Annotated in this window: 16 protein-coding genes; 10 read left to right on the top strand and 6 right to left on the bottom strand. The window is 64.4% G+C overall.

Translation table 11 applies throughout. The features are described from left to right. Positions 1-100: 100 nt before the first annotated feature. Positions 101-655 (top strand): ActR/PrrA/RegA family redox response regulator transcription factor, encoded by a 555-nt coding sequence (locus YU9_RS0108750; protein ID WP_027572462.1) that lies wholly within the window; start codon positions 101-103, stop codon positions 653-655. Between the two features lie 142 nt (positions 656-797). Here YU9_RS0108750 and YU9_RS0108745 read toward each other — a convergent pair whose 3' ends face one another. Next, a complete protein-coding gene (locus YU9_RS0108745; RefSeq protein WP_027572461.1) occupies positions 798-1,286 on the bottom strand; it encodes an MmcB family DNA repair protein in 489 nt (162 codons plus the stop codon). Between the two features lie 259 nt (positions 1,287-1,545). Here YU9_RS0108745 and YU9_RS0108740 point away from each other — a divergent pair, with 259 nt between their 5' ends. Then, entirely contained in the window at positions 1,546-3,246 is a 1,701-nt protein-coding gene (locus tag YU9_RS0108740) for an alpha-amylase family protein (protein ID WP_027572460.1), read from the top strand. A gap of 196 nt (positions 3,247-3,442) precedes the next feature. On the opposite strand, the gene YU9_RS0108735 is transcribed toward YU9_RS0108740, so the two are convergent. After that, positions 3,443-5,041, bottom strand: coding sequence for an alpha-amylase family glycosyl hydrolase (locus tag YU9_RS0108735; protein ID WP_027572459.1), 1,599 nt, complete (start codon positions 5,039-5,041; stop codon positions 3,443-3,445). A gap of 170 nt (positions 5,042-5,211) precedes the next feature. On the opposite strand from YU9_RS0108735, the gene YU9_RS0108730 reads away from it, so the two are divergent. Then, the gene (locus YU9_RS0108730) at positions 5,212-5,880 is read left to right on the top strand and encodes an MBL fold metallo-hydrolase (RefSeq protein ID WP_027572458.1); all 669 of its coding nucleotides are present in this window, start codon (positions 5,212-5,214) and stop codon (positions 5,878-5,880) included. 3 nt (positions 5,881-5,883) lie between these two features. On the opposite strand, the gene YU9_RS0108725 is transcribed toward YU9_RS0108730, so the two are convergent. Continuing rightward, positions 5,884-6,270, bottom strand: a complete 387-nt coding sequence (locus YU9_RS0108725; RefSeq protein WP_027572457.1) for a helix-turn-helix domain-containing protein — start codon at positions 6,268-6,270, stop codon at positions 5,884-5,886. A gap of 141 nt (positions 6,271-6,411) precedes the next feature. On the opposite strand from YU9_RS0108725, the gene YU9_RS0108720 reads away from it, so the two are divergent. After that, positions 6,412-6,717, top strand: a complete 306-nt coding sequence (locus YU9_RS0108720) for a hypothetical protein (RefSeq protein WP_027572456.1) — start codon at positions 6,412-6,414, stop codon at positions 6,715-6,717. Between the two features lie 193 nt (positions 6,718-6,910). Here YU9_RS0108720 and YU9_RS0108715 read toward each other — a convergent pair whose 3' ends face one another. Beyond that, positions 6,911-8,071 (bottom strand): PHB depolymerase family esterase, encoded by a 1,161-nt coding sequence (locus YU9_RS0108715; protein ID WP_027572455.1) that lies wholly within the window; start codon positions 8,069-8,071, stop codon positions 6,911-6,913. 147 nt (positions 8,072-8,218) lie between these two features. After that, the gene (locus YU9_RS0108710) at positions 8,219-9,625 is read right to left on the bottom strand and encodes an MFS transporter (RefSeq protein ID WP_027572454.1); all 1,407 of its coding nucleotides are present in this window, start codon (positions 9,623-9,625) and stop codon (positions 8,219-8,221) included. A gap of 388 nt (positions 9,626-10,013) precedes the next feature. On the opposite strand from YU9_RS0108710, the gene YU9_RS0108705 reads away from it, so the two are divergent. Together YU9_RS0108705 and YU9_RS0108700 are read left to right on the top strand one after the other, a co-directional pair. Next, positions 10,014-11,249: an LLM class flavin-dependent oxidoreductase gene (locus YU9_RS0108705; protein ID WP_027572453.1), complete on the top strand. Its 1,236-nt coding sequence runs from the start codon at positions 10,014-10,016 to the stop codon at positions 11,247-11,249. A gap of 247 nt (positions 11,250-11,496) precedes the next feature. Then, positions 11,497-12,873, top strand: coding sequence for a cytochrome P450 (locus YU9_RS0108700; RefSeq protein WP_027572452.1), 1,377 nt, complete (start codon positions 11,497-11,499; stop codon positions 12,871-12,873). Between the two features lie 247 nt (positions 12,874-13,120). Here YU9_RS0108700 and YU9_RS0108695 read toward each other — a convergent pair whose 3' ends face one another. Beyond that, positions 13,121-13,960, bottom strand: coding sequence for an SDR family NAD(P)-dependent oxidoreductase (locus YU9_RS0108695; RefSeq protein ID WP_027572451.1), 840 nt, complete (start codon positions 13,958-13,960; stop codon positions 13,121-13,123). 173 nt (positions 13,961-14,133) lie between these two features. Here YU9_RS0108695 and YU9_RS0108690 point away from each other — a divergent pair, with 173 nt between their 5' ends. The 4 genes from YU9_RS0108690 to YU9_RS0108675 all read left to right on the top strand — a co-directional run bounded on the left by YU9_RS0108690 (position 14,134) and on the right by YU9_RS0108675 (position 21,248). After that, complete coding sequence (locus YU9_RS0108690; protein ID WP_027572450.1) at positions 14,134-15,099, top strand: sensor histidine kinase; 966 nt, start codon at positions 14,134-14,136, stop codon at positions 15,097-15,099. 487 nt (positions 15,100-15,586) lie between these two features. After that, positions 15,587-17,323, top strand: coding sequence for a bifunctional diguanylate cyclase/phosphodiesterase (locus tag YU9_RS0108685; protein ID WP_027572449.1), 1,737 nt, complete (start codon positions 15,587-15,589; stop codon positions 17,321-17,323). Positions 17,324-17,540: 217 nt separating this feature from the next. Beyond that, positions 17,541-18,977 (top strand): sigma-54-dependent Fis family transcriptional regulator, encoded by a 1,437-nt coding sequence (locus YU9_RS0108680; protein WP_027572448.1) that lies wholly within the window; start codon positions 17,541-17,543, stop codon positions 18,975-18,977. 243 nt (positions 18,978-19,220) lie between these two features. Next, positions 19,221-21,248 carry an acyl CoA:acetate/3-ketoacid CoA transferase gene (locus tag YU9_RS0108675; RefSeq protein WP_027572447.1) on the top strand — a complete coding sequence of 676 codons (2,028 nt, stop codon included), beginning with the start codon at positions 19,221-19,223 and terminating at the stop codon, positions 21,246-21,248.

Here is a 21,248-nt window from a genome sequence, read left to right as displayed (position 1 = left end):
GCGACCTTGCGTCGCACAACGGGGCGGACCGACCAATTGCCGCCTTGGCACCGCGCGATTGCGACGCCATATGTCAATGCGCTGGAGAGAGGACAACACCTTGAACGCCATCGCCGAACTGAACGAACAGACCGACCGCTCGCTTCTCATCGTGGAAGACGACAAGCCGTTTCTGGAGCGGCTGTCGCGCGCCATGGAGACACGGGGCTTCGACGTGACATCATGCGACACCGTCTCCGACGGACTTGCGCAGATCGGCAAGTCGGCGCCGGCCTTCGCGGTGGTGGATTTGCGTCTCGGCAACGGCAACGGCCTCGACGTGGTCTCGGCGCTGAAGAAGAAGCGCCCGGATGCGCGCGCGATCGTGCTGACCGGCTATGGCAACATCGCCACCGCCGTCACCGCGGTGAAGATGGGCGCGATCGATTATCTCTCCAAGCCGGCGGACGCCGACGACGTCGTCGCGGCACTGCTCTCGACCAGCGCGGAGAAATCCGAGCTGCCGACCAACCCGATGTCGGCCGACCGCGTCCGCTGGGAGCACATCCAGCGCATCTACGAGATGTGCAATCGCAACGTCTCGGAAACGGCGCGCCGGCTCAACATGCACCGCCGCACCTTGCAGCGGATTTTGGCCAAGCGCGCGCCGCGGTAATGGTGTCGTAGGGTGGGAGCATGCGGATGCGCGAAGCGCAGCCCGCTGGCGTAACCCACCATGCATCAACGTTTGCCGAACGAAGTTGTTACGCCGAGCAGATGCGCTTCGCGCATCTGCAGGGCTAACCCACCCTACGCATTCATTCCCAAAAATCCGCGTGCCCCTGCGGATCGACCAGGCGGTTGATCCGCAAGGCCGCCGCCATCGCGAAACGCACCGTCATCTGCTTGCGGGTGGCGGCAGCCAGCTTGTGCTCGGGCGCCTCGCAATGCAGGTGCGCGCCATAGGCATCGGCGATGATCAGGCCGGTGTCATCAGGGAAGATCTCGCACGGCAGATCCTGCGTGAAGGCGAAGAACAGCCGGTCGCAATGGGCGCGGTATTCGTGCCATTTCTGGTCGGCGCGCAGATCCTCCACCGACGACTTGATCTCGACGATCCAGATTTCGCCGCGCTCGTTCAGCGCCACGAGATCGGCGCGCCGGCCCGACGGCAGCGGCAATTCGCCGATGCAGGAGAAGCCGAGCGAGCGTAACAGCCGCGCCGTGCCGCGCGCGATCGCGAGCGCCGTCTCCGACTGGCGGCGATCCGGCGGCGGCACGAGGGTGATGCGGGCGGTGTTGTCCATGGCGGGAGGATAGCCGATTCCTTTTCGCCCGTCATTCCGGGGCGCGCGCAGCGCGAGCCCGGAATCCATAACCACAGGAAGCGGTTGTAGAGCGAAGGCGGCAACTCCGAATCTTCGCAAAACTACTCCCTGTGGTTATGGGTCCCGGGCTCGCGACTTCGTCGCGCCCCGGGACGACAGCGAGACCGCGGAACCGCCCTGCCCCTTGACACTTATCACGGAGCCGCCGCACTTCGGCGGACCACGGGGCTGCTCGCGCATGATCGACGATCTCTGGTACAAGAACGGCGTGATCTATTGCCTCTCCGTCGGCTCCTATATGGACGCCAACGGCGACGGTGTCGGCGACTTCAAGGGACTGCTCCGCCGGCTCGATTATCTGCACGGGCTCGGCATCACCACGATCTGGCTGATGCCGTTCCAGACGTCGCCCGGCCGCGACGACGGCTACGACATCGCCGATTATTACAGCGTCGATCCCCGCTACGGCACGCTCGGCGATTTCGTCGAATTCACCCACGGCTGCAAGCAGCGCGGCATCCGCATCATCATCGATCTCGTCGTCAACCACACTTCGGACCAGCATCATTGGTTCAAGGAAGCGCGGCGCAACAAGGACTCGCCGTATCGCGATTGGTATGTGTGGTCCGACAAGAAGCCGGCCGGCGCCGACAAGGGCATGGTGTTTCCCGGCGTGCAGAAATCGACCTGGACGCGCGATAAGGAGGCCGGTGCGTGGTACTTCCACCGCTTCTACGATTTCCAGCCGGACCTCAACACGTCGAACCCGCACGTGCAGGCCGAGATCCTCAAGATCATGGGCTTCTGGATCCAGCTCGGCGTCTCCGGCTTCCGCATGGACGCGGTGCCGTTCGTGATCGCGACCAAGGGCGCGAAGGTGAAGAAGCCAGTCGAGCAGTACGACATGCTGCGCGCGTTCCGCGAATTCCTGCAATGGCGCCAGGGCGATGCCATCATCCTCGCGGAGGCCAATGTGCTGCCGAAGACGGACATGGAGTATTTCGGTCGCGACGCCGACCGCATGCACATGATGTTCAACTTCCAGGTCAACCAGCATCTGTTCTACGCGCTGGCCTCGGCCGACTCGCGTCCCCTGGCGAAGGCGCTGAAGGCGACCAAGCCGCGACCGGCAACGGCGCAATGGGGCCTGTTCCTGCGCAATCACGACGAGCTCGATCTCGGGCGGTTGACCGAGGCGCAGCGCGACACCGTTTTCAAATGCTTCGGGCCCGACAAGGACATGCAGCTCTACGACCGCGGCATCCGCCGGCGCCTCGCGCCGATGCTGGGCGGCGACCGCAGGCGGCTCGAGCTCGCCTACAGCCTGATGTGCACGCTGCCGGGGACGCCCGTCATCCGCTATGGCGACGAGATCGCGATGGGCGACGATCTCTCGCTGCCCGAACGCGATTGCGCGCGCACGCCGATGCAATGGTCGACCGAGCCGCATGGCGGCTTCACCAAGAGCGACAAGCCGGCCTGTCCCGTCATCGACGCGGGGCCTTACGGCTTTCCGCACGTCAACGTCGCAAAACAGCGGCGCGATCCGAACTCCATGCTGAACTGGACCGAACGCATCGTGCGCATGCGCAAGGAGGTGCCGGAGGTCGGCTGGGGCGATTTCGCGATCATTCCTGTGCGCGATCCTGCGGTGTTCATCATGCGCTATGATTGGCGCAACAATTCGGTGCTGTTCGTGCACAATCTCGACGAGAAGCCGCGCGAGATCGCGTTCTCGGCCGGGCTGCGCGGCGATGCCGGAAAGCTGCTGATCAACCTGCTCGCGGAGGACCACAGTCAGGCCGACAAGCGCGGCCAGCACCGGGTCGTGCTCGAGCCGTACGGATATCGCTGGTACCGCGTCGGCGGACTGGATTATCTGTTGAAGCGGAGCGACATCGACGACGCTACGAGGCGGGGGAAGAAGCATCCGGGGTGAGCCGCACCACGCTGTCCCCACACTCACCGCTGTCGTCCCGGACAAGCGCGCCTAAAGCGCGCGTAGATCCGGGACCCATAACCACAGGATGAAGTGTGGGGCGAGCTGGCAACTCCGCATCGTCGCAAAACGGCTCCCTGTGGCTATGGGTCCCGAATCGGTGCGCGCTTGGAGCGCGCTTGTCCGGGACGACAGTTTACGGCGGCGCCACCACCACGCCCTCATTGCCGCGCAAATCCAGCACGCCCTCGATGCCCTCACCTTCGCGGCCCAGAAACGTCGACAGCAATATCCTGCTGCCGAATCGGATCGCGCTGGTGGTCACCGCGACCGGATCGGGACCGAGATTGAGCGCCACGATCACGGCCTTGCCGCCGGCCTCGCGGCGGTAGATCAGGAGATCGCCTTGCGCGGCGATCGGATGATAATCGCCTGCGATCAGCGGGGAACAGCTCTTCCGCAAGCCGATCAGACGCTTGTAGAGATTGAGGATCGAGCGCGGATCGGCTTCGAGATTGGCGACATTCTCGCGGATATGATCCTCCGGCAGCGGCAGCCACGGCCTCACTTGCGAAAAACCGGCGAAGTTCGACGAATCCCATTGCATCGGCGTGCGGCAGCCGTCGCGGCCGACACCGATGCCGGGCACGTTCTTCTCGAAGGGATCTTGTACGTCCTCCGGCGCGATCGCGAGCTGGTGCATGCCGATCTCGTCGCCGTAATAGAGCGTCGGCGTGCCGCGCAGCGTCAGCAGCAGCATGGCCGCGACGCGGGCCTGCTCCGGCCCGACCCGGCTCGCGACGCGCGGGCGATCATGATTGCCGAGCACCCAGTTCGGCCAGGCACCGCGCGGCAGCGCCTTCTCGTAGTCCTCGATAATTTTCTCGATCGAGCGCGCGCTCCAGAAGGTTGAAAGCAGCGCGAAATTGAACGGCATCTGCGCACCGGTGAGATCGTTGCCGTAATAGGCCATGAGGCGGTGCAGCGGCAGATAGATCTCGCCGATCAGGACGCGCGCACCATAGGAATCGGTGACGCGCCGCATCTCGGCGATCACGTCATGCACCTCCGGCTGGTCGGTCGAGTATTGCGTCAGGATCTTCTCATTCGGCGGCCGGCCCTCGACATAATGCGGGTTGGATGGGTTGTGGCGGAATTCGGCGTCCTTGATCAGATGCCAGATCACGTCGACGCGAAAGCCGTCGACGCCCTTGTCCAGCCAGAACCGCATCACGTCGTAGATCGCGGCGCGGACGTCCGGATTGCGCCAGTTCAGATCCGGCTGCTGGGCGAGGAAGGCGTGGTAGTAATATTGGCCCGTGGTTTCGTCGAACTGCCACGCGCTGCCGCCGAACTCGGACAGCCAGTTGTTCGGCACGCCGCCGCCGGGTGCCGGATCGCGCCAGATGTACCAGTCGCGCTTGGGATTGTCGCGCGAGGCGCGGCTCTCGATGAACCAGGGATGCTGGTCCGAGGTGTGGTTCGGCACGAGGTCGAGGATCAGCTTCAGGCCACTGTCATGGGCGGTCGCGAGCAACGCGTCGAAATCCGCCATCGTGCCGAACAGCGGCTCGATGCCGACATAATCCGAGATGTCGTAGCCGAAATCGGCCATCGGCGAGGGAAAGATCGGCGACAGCCAGATCGCGTCGACGCCGAGCGACTTGACGTAAGGCAGCCGCCGCACGATGCCGGCGAGATCGCCGACGCCGTCGCCGTTCGAGTCCTGAAACGAGCGCGGATAGATCTGATAGAAGATGCCGTCGCGCCACCAATTCTCGTTGCCGTGAGCCATGCCGAAGACCACCCAAAATCTGCCGCCTTGCGCGGGAGAACGCGACAGCAACGCCCCCGTTCAAATTGGCAGGCCAAATGGGACGGCCGTGTGACGGTTGTTCCCGGGCTCGTTCCGGCTGGCCCGAATCTTTTGCTTGGCGGCTTGGCAAAAATCGGCATTGTGAGCTCATGAGCGAGCAAAACGACACCAAAGCCAAGGCGGGCGCGATCATCGTTCCCGTGACGCTGTTCGAGCAGAACTGCACCATCATCTGGGACGAGCCTTCCAAGAGGGCGGTGGTGATCGATCCCGGCGGCGACGTGCCGAAGATCCTGGATGCGATCAAGCAGACCGGCGTCACCGTGGAGAAGATCTGGCTGACCCACGGCCATATCGACCATGTCGGCGGCGCGGCGGACTTGCGCGATGCGCTGAAGGTGCCGATCGAGGGCCCGCATGTCGCGGACAAGTTCCTGCTCGACAATGTCGTCGCAAGCGGCGCGCGCTTCGGCATGACCGGAGGACGCGATTTCACGCCTGACCGCTGGCTCGACGAAGGCGACAGCGTGTCGATTGGCGGTTTGCGGTTCGACATCCTGCACTGCCCGGGTCATTCGCCCGGCAGCGTGGTGTTCTTCAACAAGGATCTGCGTTTTGCCCATGTCGGCGACGTCCTGTTCGCGGGCTCGGTCGGCCGCACCGATCTGCCCGGCGGCAGTCACGCCACGCTGATCAACTCGATTCTGACAAAACTGCTGCCGCTCGGCGACGATGTCGGCTTCATCTGCGGCCATGGCGCCGGCTCGAGCATCGGCCAGGAGCGGATGACCAATCCGTTCATTACGGGCGAGATGTAAGTTCTATTCGGCGGCGTCCAAGAGCGCCGCTGCTTCACCGAGATTGCGCTCGCCCCATTCACGAATGGCGGCGACGACGGGCACGAAACTCTTGCCCTTGCGCGTGAGGCGATACTCGACCTTCGGCGGCACCTCGCCGAAATCCTTGCGGTCGATCAGGCCGCTCTCGGTCAGCGCCTTCAATTCGCGGCTGAGGACGCGCGGGGTAATCTCGGCGCTGCCCTCGGTGCCGCGCAGCAGACCGCTCCTGATCTCGCCATAGCGGCGCGGGCCGTCCTTGAGATCCCAGACGATGCGCAGCTTGTACTTGCCGCTGATCATCTTCTGAAACGCAGCAACCGGACAGGCGCGCGCCGGGGTCGCTCTTGCCTTCGCCAGTGCCTTGGCCATGTCGTCTCCTCCACGAGCATCCAGCAAGCGAGGAGGATAGGAGCGGCGGCGAAAAAGTCCATACTATCAATTTTGTCCATACTTGCAGGATCGTGCGCAAGGCGCAGATGATGGCGCACAAGACGAAGTCAGGAGCGTCACATGAAGCACTTCATGATCAGATACCAGTTCAAGAACGGCACGACGGAGGAATGGCACCGGGAGATCGCCCGGTTCATCAAGGCGATCGACGGCGATCCGGAACTGAAGGGACAGATCGGCTATCGCGTCCTGAAGGCTAGAGACGACGGCAGCTATTTCCACCTTGCCAGCGTCACCGACGAAGCCGCGCAAAAAACTCTGCAATCGCGCGACTTCTTTAGGGCTTATCAGGAGATGACGCGAAAGGTCGCCGGCGGCGAGGTGACGGTGACGCCGATCGAGTGGATCGATCAGACGGCGTCGTAATGAAGCGACGGCGTCGCCCAAACTCAACTGTCGTCCCGGACAAGCGCAAGCGCAGATCGGGGACTCATGACTAAGTGAGGAGTTTGGGGCGGCCTGATAACTGCGAGTCCCGCAACCACGTTCGCCTGTGGTTATAGGTCCCGGATCGGCGCGCTTTAAGGCGCGCTTGTCCGGGACGACAGTGGGAGCGGAGCTACTTCATGAGCCCCGCGGCCGTGAGCGCGCGCGTGATGATCTGGCCGAGATCGAAACCGCGGGCCTGCTCGCGCTGCGGCTCGGCCGGTTGCTCGGCAACCGCGGCGCGGATCGAGCGAGCGAGATGCGGCGCGGGCGTCAGGGCCGGCTTTGCCTCAGCCTTTTTCTTCGCCTCTGCAATCCAACCTGTCAGGCCGAAGAACTTTGCGATGTGATAGGACGAGGAAATGCCGGCCTCGATCAGGAACGCACCTTCGACGCCGTAGCGCTGGTCATTGTCGGCTAGCCCAAGCGGCGTGCCATGCGCCATGTCGGTGATGGCGTAGGACTCGACCAGCGTCTCGCCGTCCTTGTTCCACCAGGCCTGGCGCGGATAGCCATCGACATTGGTCTCCGCCATCGGCACTTCGGGCAGATCGTGCAGATCGAGCCACTGCTTGACGATTTCGTTGGCGTTGCCGGGATTGACGGTGCGGTCGGCGCTGCCGTGCCACACGGAGACCTTTGGCCAGGGGCCACGATGATCAGAGGCGCTGCGCACGAGATCGCCGAGCTCGCGCGCGGGACGCGCTGGGGAATGAAACATGCCGTCCAGCGCCTCGCGCAGATTCGAGGCGATGCCGTAGGGCAGTCCGGCGATGATCGCACCGGCCGCGAAGACCTCCGGATAGGTCGCGAGCATCACCGACGTCATGCCGCCGCCGGCCGACAGGCCGGTGATGAAGACGCGCCTGGGATCGATGCGGTGCGCGTCCGTCATATGCGCGATCATCTCGCGGATCGAATGCGCTTCGCCGCTGTCCCGTGCGGTGTCCTCCGGATTGAACCAGTTGAAGCAGGTGTTGGCGTTGTTGATGCGCTGCTGCTCGGGCATCAGCAGCGCAAAGCCGTAATGCTTCGCCAGCGTCGACCAGCCCGCGCCGAGATCGTAACCGGCCGCGGTCTGGCCGCAGCCATGCAGCACGACGACGAGCGCGCGCGGCTTCTGGAGCTGCGCCGGCACGAACGCGAACATGCGCAAGGCCCCCGGATTGTCACCGAAGCCCGTGACCTCCTCCAGCGGGCTGGATGAATCCGCGCTGCGGCCGAGCTCGGCAAAGCGCAGACCGTCCAGCTTGGGCAGACGTCTCAACAGATCGACATTTCGGGCTAACGACACGGCAATTTCCTGGTGGGCGACTTTCAACGTTAAGCACCACCAGATAGTTGCTGCATTGCGAAATAAAAAGACCGTGTGCTGTCGATCCCGCGAAAATCGCGGGAAATCCCGCGGAAATCTGCTTGTGTTAACCGCAATGCCTCAACTTCATGCAGATGCGCGGCGCATCCGCGTCAGAAATGCGGTGCAGGCCATGATTAACGTCACAAACAGCACGAGCGAGGCGAGAAATCCTGCGCGCGCTGATTGCAACGATTCGATCGCGAAGAACGCCGCGCCGATTGCGGCCACTCCGGCCGCATTTCCGATCTGCGCCGTCGTGCCGTAGATGCCGGAGGCCGAGCCTGCGGCTACCGGCTTCACGCTCGAGAGCACCGCGCCAGAGAGCGGCGCCATCACCAATCCTTGACCGTAGCCGAAGATGATCATGGTCAGCGCAAGCAGGAGCGGCGACGGCGCATCGACATAGCCCGCAACAAGCGCGAGCGCAGCGAGGCCAGCAATCTGAATCGCGCAACCTTCAGTCAACACCTTGGTGCCGCGCTGGCGCGCCCGAACGCCGCTGTGGCGCGATGCCACGACGAAGGCGAGCGCAAGCGGAATGAAGGCGAGGCCGGCCACGAGCGGTGGGATATTCAGGCCGCGCTGCATGAACAGCGTCATCACCAGATAGAACGAGAGATTGGCGACGAAGAAGAAGAACGCCGCGCCGAGGCCACGCAGGAAGGCGGCGTCCGCCAGCAGCGTGAGATCGATCAGCGGCATGCCGCCGGCGCGTGCGACCGCCTGCTCCAGCTTCAGGAAGGCGGCGAGAATCACGGCTCCGCTTCCCATCACCGCCCACAGCCACGGCGCCCAGCCGACATCGTGACCGAACAGCATCGGGCCGATCAGGCACAACAGTCCCGCGAACAGCACCACGCTGCCCTTGACGTCGAGCCTTGTGCCAACCCGTCGCGGCGCCGACGGCATGATGCGCCAGGCCGCAGCCGCGATGGCAAGGCCAAACGGCACGTTGACGAAGAACACCGCGCGCCAGCCGGTGCCGGCGAGATCGACCGTGACGAGAAGGCCGCCGAGCAGGAAGCCCGCGGCCCCCGCGAGCCCGAGCACGATGCCGTAAATGGCGAATGCGCGGTTGCGCTCGGCGTCGGTGAACAAAAGGTGCAGCGTCGCCAGCACCTGCGGCACCATCAGCGCCGCAGTCGCGCCCTGCGCCAGCCGCGCGATGATCAGCTCGACGCCGGATTGCGCGAGACCGCACCACAGCGAGGTCAGGGTGAAGCCGAGCACGCCGGCGAGGAAGACATTCTTGGTGCCGTGGATGTCGCCGAGTCGGCCGCCGGTCACGACCAGCGTGGCATAGGCGATCAGGTAGATCGCGATGATGGATTCGATCTCGGCCGGCGAGGCTTTCAGCTCGACCGCAATGGTGGGAATCGCGACATTGACCACGAAGGCATCGACGCCGAACATGAACTGGGCGGCCACGACGATGGTTAGTACCCACCAACGGCGGGAGGAATCGATTTGTTTTGTGACGATCTGGTGCATTGGAGGCTTCTTTCGGACTTGGCAGTCCAAATGGTCTCAGATCGGATGCAGCGTCGCGATTACCTCCCAGGTAGGATTCCGGCGAAGGCGGCGCGCTTCGCCTCGCCCCGCTTGCGGGGAAAGGTCGGATTGCATCGGAGATGCAATCCGAGTGAGGGGATTCTCCGCGCACTCTCTATCGTCGTATTTGCGGAAGCAGCCCCTCACCCGGCTGCCCCTCACCCGGCTCTCTCCCCGTAAGAATGGGGAGGGGGAGACGAGACATCTCATCTCGCCTACGCGCATGCCTGCATTCCGCCATGCGGGACATCGTGCGATTGCGTTCGCTTCCGCGAGCACGTAGCCTCGCCGCCTCAACAAACAGAAAATGAAAGCCGGAGAGAACGCCATGGCGCGCTTGAAATTCGGAGCCTTCCTTGCCCCGCATCACCCGATCGGGGAGCATCCGATGCTGCAGCTCCGGCGGGATCTCGACCTGGTCGAGCAGCTGGATGCGCTCGGCTATGACGAGTTCTGGTGCGGCGAGCATCATTCCTCCGGCTGGGAGATGATCGCATCGCCCGAGATGTTCCTGGCCGCCGCCGGCGAGCGCACCAAGCGGATCAAGCTCGGCACCGGCGTGGTGTCACTGCCCTATCACCATCCCTTCAACGTCGCCCAGCGCATGGTGCAGCTCGACCACATGACCGGCGGCCGCGCCATCTTCGGCTCCGGTCCGGGCGCGCTGGCCTCCGATGCGCACACGCTCGGCATCGATCCGATGACCCAGCGCGACCGCCAGGACGAGGCGATCGGCATCATCCGCCGCCTCTTCAACGGCGAGCGCGTTACCGCCAAGAGCGAGTGGTTCACCATGAACGACGCCGCGCTGCAGATCCTCCCCTTGCAGGAGGAGATGCCGTTCGTGGTGGCCTCGCAGATCTCGCCCTCCGGCATGACGCTCGCCGGCAAATACGGCATCGGCATCATCTCGCTGGGCTCGATGACGACGCAGGGACTGATGTCGCTGCAGCAGCAATGGCAGTTCGCGGAGGATGCCGCCAAGAAGCACGGCACGAAGGTCGACCGCGCCGATTGGCGCGTGCTCCTCACCTGGCACATCGCCGAAACGCGTGAACAAGCCCGCCGCGAGGCCGGCGCGGGCCTGATGCGCTGGCACAACGAGTATAATGTCGGCACGCTGCAGCGGCCGGGGCTCACTGCGTTCTCCTCGCCCGATGAAGCCGTGGACAAGACCGCCTTCGTCGAGGGTGCCGCGTCCACGATCGGCACGCCCGACGATCTCGTCAAGACCATCAAGAACGTGATGCAGGTGTCGGGCGGCGTCGGCGCCATCATCGGCTTCGTGCACGACTGGGCCAATCCGGAAGCCACCCGCCGGAGCTGGGACATGGTGGCGCGCTACGTCGTGCCCGAGATCAACGGCTATATCGACGGTCTTCGCAAGTCGCAAAAATTCGTCATTGAGAACCGCGCGATCTTCGAGCGTGCGGGTCAGGCCGTGATGGCCAAGATCATGGAGAACGAGAAGGCCGCCGAGGCGCTGAAGGTGACCGGCCCCGGCCGCGTCGCCATCCCCGCCGTCAACGCCCCCGATTTGCAGAAGGAAGCGGCGAAGCGGTAGGCAGCATGGCCGCCGGTTCGACAGAACGTCTTGGCGGCGTCTGAGCGAGCGCCTCGTCCTTCGAGACGACCGCTTCCAGCGGTCTCCTCAGGATGAGGCCAGGCAGCATCGGTATCCGTTGAAACTGCTGCCGCGCACTCGGTCCTCATCCTGAGGGCCCGCCGAAGGCGGGCGTCTCGAAGGACGGACGCAGTCATCGTGTGTGGATGTGCTATGTTGTCCGGGTCAGCCTACCGGAGCAATCGTCATGTCGATGCAGAATGTGGCCGCCCCTGCGCTTCAGTTTACTCCGCCGAAGCGCAATGAGCTGACCCACATCCCCGGCGACGAAGGCTGGCCGATCATTGGGAAGACCTTTCAGGTGCTCGCCGATCCCAAGGGCCATATCGAAGCGAACGGCGCCAAATACGGCCTGGTCTACCGCACGCACTTTTTCGGCGAGACCAATGTCGTCCTGCTCGGGCCCGAGGCCAACGAGCTCGTGCTGTTCGACCAGCAAAAGCTGTTCTCCTCGACGCATGGCTGGAACAAGGTTCTGGGCCTGCTGTTTCCGCGCGGGCTGATGCTGCTCGATTTCGACGAGCACCGGCTGCATCGCAAGGCGCTCTCGGTCGCATTCAAGTCCGGGCCGATGAAGTCCTATCTCGCCGATCTCGACCGCGGCATTTCTGCCCGCGTCGCGCAATGGAAGGCAATGCCGGGCGAGATGCAGCTCTATCCGGCGATGAAGCAGCTCACGCTCGACCTTGCGGCCGCGTCCTTCCTCGGCGCCGATATCGGACCTGAGGTCGACGAGATCAACCGCGCCTTTGTCGACATGGTCGCCGCCTCCGTTTCGCCGGTCCGCCGCCCCCTGCCCGGCACCCAGATGGCGCGAGGGGTGAAGGGGCGCAAGCGCATCGTCGCCTATTTCCGGGAGCAGATTCCGCTCCGCCGCGACAATCATGGCGGTGACGATCTATTCTCGCAGCTCTGCCGCGCCACCCATGAGGACGGCGCCCTGCTCTCGGAGCAGGACATCATCGACCATATGAGCTTCCTGATGATGGCGGCGCACGACACGCTGACCTCGTCGCTGACCTCCTTCATCGGCGAGCTCGCCGCCAATCCGGACTGGCAGGACAGGTTGCGCGCGGAGGTTCTCGCGCTCGGACTTGCCCGCGGCGCGCCGAGCAGCTTCGATGATCTCGAAAGGATGCCGCTATCGGAGATGGCGTTCAAGGAAGCGCTGCGGATCAAGCCGCCGGTGCCGTCGATGCCGCGCCGCGCGATGCGCGATTTCAGCTTCAAGGGTTTTGCGATCCCCGCCGGCACCGCGGTCGGCATCAATCCGCTCTATACGCACCACATGAAGGAGATCTGGCCGGAGCCGGATCGCTTCGATCCGCTGCGCTTCACCGAGGAAGCCCAGCGTGGCCGCCACCGCTTCGCCTTCGTGCCGTTCGGCGGCGGCGCGCATATGTGCATCGGCCTGCACTTCGCCTATATGCAGGCGAAATGCTTCGCGCGGCACTTTTTGGAGAACATCGAGGTGTGGCTGGAGCCCGGCTACAAGCCGGACTGGCAGATGTGGCCGATCCCGAAGCCGCGGGACGGGCTGCGGGTGCAGGTGAAGGCGGTGTGAGCGTCTCGTGCCCGGACGCGCAAAGCGCGAGCCGGGACCCAGAATCTTGCGACACGTTTAGTTTGGAGAATGGGCCCCGGCTCTGCAGCGCAGCGCTGAAGAAGCGCTGCGCTGCGTCCGGGGCACAGTATCGTAGGGTGGGCAAAGCGAAGCGTGGCCACCACGCCTCTCCGCGCTCGAACGTCGATGGTGGGCACGGCGCGCGAAGAGCGCGCCTTTGCCCACCCTACGGCACCTCGCCGTGTCGCTACGTCCCCTGATCGAACGCCTTGCGCAAGGCCACATAGCCCTGCTGCTGCTGGCTCCAGTTGCGGCCGCCGGTCATGGCGCCGTCGACGACGAGGTCGTGGCCGTTGACGAAGCTGGATTCGTCGCTGGCCAGGAACACCGCGGCATGGGCGATGTCATCGGGAAGGCCGGCGCGCGGGATCGGCTGCGCGGTCTTGTAGACCTCGCGCATCACCGCCGGCGTCTTCTCCGCTGCATCGGTCGAGAGCCCCAGCGCCTTGCCGAAGATGCCGGTTGCGATGGCGCCGGGCGAGATCGAGTTGACGCGGACGTTGGATTCGCCGAGCTCCATCGCCACGCATTTGGTGAGATGGATCACCGCGGCCTTGGCCGCGCTATAGACCATCGACGACGAGAAGCCGGCAAGGCGGCCGGCGATGCTGCCATTGTTGATGATGCTGCCCGCCCCCTGCTTCCTCATGTAGGGCGCGGCGTGCTTCATGCCGAGCATGACGCTGCGCACCAGCGTCGCCATCGCCGCATCGAACCGCTCGACCTCGAGGCCCTCGATGCCGCCGGTCTGCGCCGGCCCGCCGGCATTGTTGAACAGGCAATCGATCCTGCCGAATTTCTCGACCGCGAGCGCGATTAGCGCCTGCATCTGCGCTTCGACGGTCACGTCGGTCTGGCGGAAGATGCAAGTCTCTCCCAGCTGCTTCGCCAGCGCCTCGCCTTCCGCTACGCGCCGACCCGCGATCACAATTTTGGCACCTTCGGCAACGAAGACTTCCGCAGTGCGCAATCCGATCCCGCTCGTCGCCCCCGTAATCACCGCAACCTTGCCGTCCAGCCTGCCCATGGAATGTTCCTGTTTTCGAGTGATTTGATGCCAAATGGCGAATGTCGGCCGTCGCCGCAGTGGCCACTATTCCTGCCCGCTTCCGACAAGGCAAGCTATGCTGGTGCGGGCGGCATGCGTAACATCCTCACGGGCCGCTCGCGTTTCGAACGCCTGTCGCAACTGGGCTGCGCATGGGGAAGCTGATCGACGAGTTCCGCAAGGGCTGGCAGGGCGCGGCGCCGCCCTCGCTGGGTCTGAGCATCTCGTTTGCGGTGATCTGCCTGTTGGGTTCGACCCTGGTCCGCTGGGGTCTCGCTCAGGTTCGCCCCGACATCTACTTCACGCCGTACATCCCGGCCGTGTTCTTTGCCGCTGCCCTGGGCGGATTCCGGATCGGCATTGTGACGGCGCTGGTCGGCGGCGTGCTCGGCGTCGTCCTGAATTTCGGCGATGCTATTGCCGATCGCGCGCGATTTGCGCTGCTGGCGCTTTACTGGACCGTCTGCGCGATCACCATCTGGGGTGTCGAGCACTATCGCACCATGCTGGCGGAGCAGCGCCGGATCTCCAAACGCCTGATCGAGGAAGAAGATTATCGCAAGCTGCTGGTCGACGAGCTCCAGCACCGGCTGAAGAACAAGCTGTCGACAGTGCATGCCGTACTGCACCAGGTGCTGCACGACCAGCCGCAGGTTTGGGCCCGGGTCGATCCCCGGCTGCGCTCGCTGGCCGCGACCGACGATCTGATCTCGCGGATCGACAAAGGGGGCTGCGATATCCGCGACCTCTTGATCTCCGAGCTCGGGCCCTATGGCCATGTCCGCTTCACCCTCAATGGTGAGCGGCTGTTCCTGCCGCCAAAGCTCGCCGTCACGCTGTCATTGATGTTTCACGAGCTCGCCACCAATGCAGGCAAGTACGGCGCATTCTCCGCACCGCGCGGTCTATTGCAGGTGTCTTGGACCATCAACGACGACCGCCTGACCATCATCTGGGACGAAACCGAGGGCCCGAGCGTGGACAAGGTGTCCGAGCCCGGCTTCGGCACCAAGCTGCTGAAATCGGCACTGTCGGCCTTCGATGGCAGGACCGAGATCTCGTATCTCAAGTCCGGGCTGCATTGCATCATGCAATGCCGAATCCCCAAGAGCGGTTAGACCAAGATACGTTTGGGCTCAAACGTCGCAACGTAGGAGGTGTGCTCCCTCTCCCGCTTGCGGGCCGCTTGCGGGGAGGGTTGGGGAGAGGGTGTCTCCACAATCGAGAACCCCCAAGAGGAGAAAGCCCTCACCCGTGCCTTCGGCATAGCCGAGGCTGCGCCTCGGCGTTCTTAAGAACGGCCGCCAAGGGCGGCCTATGCCTCTCCCGCAAGCGGGAGAGGTGCACCGACCTCGCGGCCATCAATTCAACCCAAATCCTGCGCTGGACCTGAAGCAAACGAAAGAGAAGCGCGAAGGTCGCGCGCGCTTTCCCATTGCCGTTGACGCTCTGTTAATGACGATCGTCGGCGCGCGTCGCATCGCCGCAAGTATTCTCCAAAACACCCCCGTATTTCTCCCGACCCCTTAACCAAACTTAAGAGGGAACTGCGCAAGATCGCGCCCATTGCAAAGGCGCGCTGAAACAACAAGATTCATGACTTCTATGAACGACAATGAATATTCCGGCGCGACTGAAGCCGAGCTCGGTTTTCTCAAGGAAATCGTTAGAATGCTGCCTGCCGGCCTCACCGTGCAGGACGCGCATGGCGAGCTTCTGCTGGTTAACGATGCCGCCGCCGCCCAGCTCGGGATGGACGGCAGCCGTCCCTCGCCCGATCTGGCGCCGCGTCGTGAAGCCTGCCGGAAGGCGCTGAGCGCCGGCCAGGCCATCGTCACCGAGGAAGCGCTGCACGACGGCGCGGCGCGCCAGGTGCTGCTCACGACCCATCGTCCCGTTCGCCTCGCCGGACGCGACCTCCTGATCTCGGCGTCCTCCGACATCACCGAGCAGAAGAATTTCGAGGACCAGCTGTTCCGCTCGGCCTATTTCGACGAGCTGACCGGGCTGCCCTCGCGGCGCGTGATCGAGCATCGCGCCAACAGCCTGCTCGCGCGCGATCGCAGCAGTGAGCGCTTTGCGCTGGCCTTTCTCGACGTCGACAATTTCAAGCACATCAACGACTATTACGGCCACGCCGTGGGCGACGCGCTGCTGGTCGAGCTGTCGAAGCGACTCGGGCGCGACTTACGCGATTCCGACATGCTGTCGCGCATCTCCGGCGACGAGTTCCTGCTGTTGCTCTCCCCGGTCCAGAGCCAGGAGGAAGTCGCCGAATTCATCCAATCGACGCTGGAGCGGCTGACCGCGCCGTTCTTCATCGACCATTCGGAAGTCTTCGCCTCGACCTCGGTCGGCATCAGCCTCTATCCCGACCACGGACGCAGCTTCGAGACGCTGCGGCAGAACGCCGACATCGCGATGTACCGCATCAAGAACAACGGCAAGGGACTGGCCGCTTTCTTCGACTCCAGCATGGAGCGCGAGGCGCAGGCGCGGATGAAGGTCGAGCAGTCGCTACGGCTCGCCATCCTGGAAAAGCGCTTCTGCTGCGCCTTCCAGTCCAAGGTCGACATCCGCACACAGGCCGTGAAGGGCATCGAGGCATTGGTACGCCTGCGCGACGACGAAGGCGTGATCCAGGCGCCGGGTTCGTTCATCAACCTCGCCGGCGAGCTCGGCCTGATCGACGAGCTGACCCATCTCGTGCTCGCCGAGATCGTCAAATCGATCGACCTGATCAACGACACGTTCGGCGCGGACGCGACGATCAGCATCAACGTCGCCGCCAAGCAGGCCGGCAATCCCGAATTCATGCGCAGCTTTGCGCAGGCGCTGGACGACACCGGCTTTCCCCATCGCTTCATGATCGAGGTGACGGAAGACGCCTTCGTCGCCAAGAATCACTTCCAGGCCGAGATCCTGCCGATGTTCCGCAAGCTCGGTGTCGGCATCTCCATCGACGATTTCGGCACCGGCTATTCCTCGCTCTCGGCGCTCGCTGACATCACCGCCGACGAGATCAAGATCGACCGCTCCTTCATCACCGACATCCATAAGCGCCCGCGCAGCCAGGGCATCCTGCGCGCGATCGAATCCTTGAGCGAGGCGCTCGGCATGACGGTGATTGCCGAAGGCCTCGAATCCTACGAGGAGCTGGCTTATCTGCAGGCCGCGACCAAGATCCGCTACGCACAGGGCTATTACTTCTCGCGGCCGATCTTCCTGGAGGAGCTGAAGCTCGCAACGCCCGTCTCCAGCGAGGCGCGGGTCAGCGTGGCGAGCCGCCCGATGCAACAGAATCGCCAAGGCTATTCGCGCGCGAGCGGGTATCGAAGGTAAGCCGACGGCAGCCGCTGCAATCTCGGTGTCGTCGCCCGGCTTGACCGGGCGACCCAGTACGCCGAGACGATTGTGGTTAAGTCGATGGGCCGCGGCGTACTGGATGCCCCGGTCAAGCCGGGGCATGACAGTGGCGCGGGCGGCCCTTCAATCAATTCCCCCTTTGAAATTGCTGGCCTTTTGCTAATAAGCAGCCAGACTTCCCGCGAGGTACGTCATGCCCGCCTCCTCCATCAGCGATCCCGCCTATCTCCGTGCGCGCGCGATGGAGACGCTGTTCGAGCGGCTGGAAAAGCTCTGCGAGGGTGCGATTGCGATCGATCGCGGCGGACGCGTGGTCTACGTCAACGAGAAATATCTCGCCGCGCTCGGTCTCAACCATACCACCGAGGCGATCGGCCGGTCGATCGAGGAGGTCATCCCGAACAGCCTGATGCGGAAGGTGGCCGAGACCGGCGAGCCGATCCTGCTCGACATCATGGAGCTCGGCGGCGAGCAGCTCGTCGTCACCCGCATGCCGATCGAGGACGAGAACGGGACGGTGATCGGTGCGATCGGCTTCGTGCTCTATGATCATCTCGAAAGCCTGAAGCCGCTGCTCGCCCGCGTCGCCCAGCTCGAGAGCGATCTGCGGCTGGCGCGGCGGCAACTGTCCAACGCGCGCGCGGCGCGTTTCACCTTCGCCGATTTCGTCGGCACGACGCCGGGAATCGCGCGGGCCAAGGAGCTGGCAAGCCGTGCGGCGCGACAGAGCGTCACGGTGCTGCTCACCGGCGAGACCGGAACGGGCAAGGAGATGCTGGCGCAGGCGATCCACAACGCCTCCTCGCGCGCGGAGAAGCCGTTCGTCAGCGTCAACGTCGCTGCGATCCCGGACACGCTGATCGAGTCGGAGTTCTTCGGCACAGCGCCGGGCGCCTATACCGGCGCCGACCGCAGGGGGCGCGAGGGCAAATTCCGCATTGCCGACGGCGGCACGCTGTTCCTCGACGAGATCGGCGAGATGCCGCTGCAGCTCCAGGCAAAGCTCCTGCGGGTGCTCCAGGAGCGCGAGATCGAGCCGCTCGGGTCTGACAAGATCACCAGGGTCGACGTCCGCGTCATCGCCGCGACCAATGTCGACCTGCGCAAGCGCGTCAGCGACGGCGCATTTCGCGCCGATCTTTACTACCGTCTCAACGTGCTCTCGGTCGACCTGCCGCCGCTGCGTCACTGCCTCGACGATCTCCCCGACATCTGCGCCCGGCTGCTCGACGACATCAGCGCGTCGGGCGACTACGTCAAGGCGAAGATCACGCCGAGCGCGCTCGCCGCGCTCGCCCGCTATGATTGGCCGGGCAATGTCCGCGAGCTCCGCAACATCCTCGAGCGCGCGCTGATCCTCAGCGATTCCGGGCGGCTGACCGGCGAGGATGTCGCCCGCATTCTCCCCGTCGGCACCGAGGTCAGGCTTGCACCGCCCGAGCGCCCGGCCGGAACGGTGGTGCCCTATGCCGAAGCCGAGGCCGAGTTCGAGAAGCACACGCTCGAGCAGGCACTCGCCGCCAGCAACGGCCAGATCACCAAGGCCGCGAGGATGCTGCGGATCTCGCGCGCGACCTTCTACAAGAAGCTCGCCAAGTTCGGCCTCGCCTCGGGATCGGCGCCCGTCTGAGTTTCGAGACACGGGACCGTCCGGAGTCTCGGATTCCGGACACGGTGCCCGGTTACTCTTCGGCCGGGGACATGCGGAAATTGCCGTAGCTTTGGCCGCTTTCCGCGAACCAGCGGGATCTGGCGCGGACCTTGCTCTTTGCTGTCTTCCTCGCGGGAGCAAGCTATTCCAGGGCTGCTTCCCGCGATAAGATCAACGCAAAACAATAACGGCATGCGGTCGAAAGGGATCGGGAGGAACGCCGTGAGCCACCATCCAGCTCTGCCCTATTTGCGCAATTCCGAGAAGGGCAAGGTCGTCTCGGCGGCCGAGGCGGTCATGCTGATCCGCGACGGCGACACGGTGGCGACGGGCGGCTTCGTCGGCATCGGCTTTGCCGAGGAGATCGCGATCGCGTTGGAGGAGCTCTATCTGTCCCACGAGGGCGATGCACCCTACACGCAGGGCAAGCCGCGCAATCTGACGCTGGTCTATGCGGCCGGGCAAGGCGACGGCAAGCAGCGCGGCCTCAATCATTTCGCGCATGAAGGGCTGGTGCGGCGCGTGATCGGCGGGCATTGGGGCCTTGCGCCGAAACTGCAGCAGCTCGCGATCGCGAACCAGATCGAGGCCTACAACCTGCCGCAAGGCGTCATCACGCATCTGTTCCGCGACATCGCCGCGCACCGGCCCGGCCACATCACCCGCGTCGGCATGGGCACCTTCGTCGACCCCCGGCACGGCGGCGGCAAGCTGAACGCACGCACCACCGAGGACATGGTGGAGCTGATCACGCTCCGCGGCGAGGAGTGCCTGCTCTACAAGACGTTCCCGATCGATGTCGGGATCATCCGCGCCACCACCGGCGATCCCGACGGCAATCTCACCATGGAGAAGGAGGCGCTGACGCTCGAGGCGCTGGCCATCGCCATGGCGGCGCATAATTCCGGCGGCATCGTCATCGCCCAGGTCGAGCGCGTCGCCGAAGCCGGCAGCCTCAATCCGCGCGAGGTCAAGATTCCCGGCATTCTCGTCGACTGCGTCGTCGTGGCGAGGCCCGAGAACCACTGGCAGACTTTTGGCACGCAATACAATCCGGCTTTCTCGAGCGAGATCCGCGTCCGCGCGGCTTCGCTGCCGGTGATGCCGATCAGCGAGCGCAAGATCATCGCGCGGCGCGCCGCCCTGGAGCTGAAGGCCAACAGCGTCGTCAATCTCGGCATCGGCATGCCGGAGGGCATCGCCTCGGTCGCCAACGAAGAGCGCATCATCGACCTCATCACGCTGACGGCAGAGCCCGGCGTGATCGGCGGCATCCCGGCGAGCGGCATCGACTTTGGCGCTGCGATCAACACGCAGGCGGTGATCGACCAGCCCTATCAGTTCGACTTCTACGACGGCGGCGGTTTGGACGCCGCCTTCCTCGGCCTCGCCCAGGTCGACCGCGCCGGCAACCTCAATGTCAGCAAGTTCGGACCGAAGCTCGCCGGGGCCGGCGGCTTCATCAACATCAGCCAGAATGCCAAGGAAGTCGTGTTCGTCGGCACGTTCGGTGCGGGCAAGCAGCGCGTCGCGGTGCGCGACGGGAAACTCGTCATCCTCGACGAAGCCAAGTCGCGCAAATTCGTCGAGAGCGTCGAGCACGTCACCTTCAGCGGCCCGTTTGCCGCCGCACGCAAGCAGCGCACGCTGTACGTCACCGAGCGTTGCGTGTTCGAGCTCCGGCCCGACGGGCTCGAGCTCACCGAAATCGCGCCCGGCATCGACATCGAGCGCGACATCCTGCGCCTGATGGATTTCAAGCCGTTGATCCCGCGCGACCCCACCCTGATGGACGCGCGCATCTTCGGCGACGGGCTCATGGAGCTGCGCGAGCGCCTGCTCACCATCCCGCTCGACCAGCGCTTCACGCTGGACGAGCAGCAGAACCTGTTCTTCGTCAATCTCGAGCGCTATCCGCTGCGCAGCAAGGCGGAGATCGACACCATCGCTGCCATCGTCGAGGCGAAGCTCGCGCCGCTCGGACGCCGGGTCTACGCCATCGTCAATTATGACAATTTTTCCATCCTGCCGGAGCTGATGGACGACTATTCCGCGATGGTCCGCAGCCTCGTCGACCGCTTCTATTCCGGCGTGTCGCGCTACACCACGTCGGGCTTCCTGCGCATCAAGCTCGGCGAGGCGCTGGAGAAGCGCGGCGTCGCGCCGCACATCTTCGAGAGTGCGGAGGAAGCGCAGTCGGATCGGCGTCAGGCCGAGGGAGCCGGCGCTGCGCGGCCAGCTCAAAAATGA

Origin of the sequence: Bradyrhizobium sp. WSM1743 (assembly GCF_000473065.1) — a bacterium.
GTDB lineage: Bacteria > Pseudomonadota > Alphaproteobacteria > Rhizobiales > Xanthobacteraceae > Bradyrhizobium.
The sequence above is the reverse complement of the archived record's forward strand: the minus strand, read 5'-3'. Positions and strand labels throughout refer to the sequence as shown.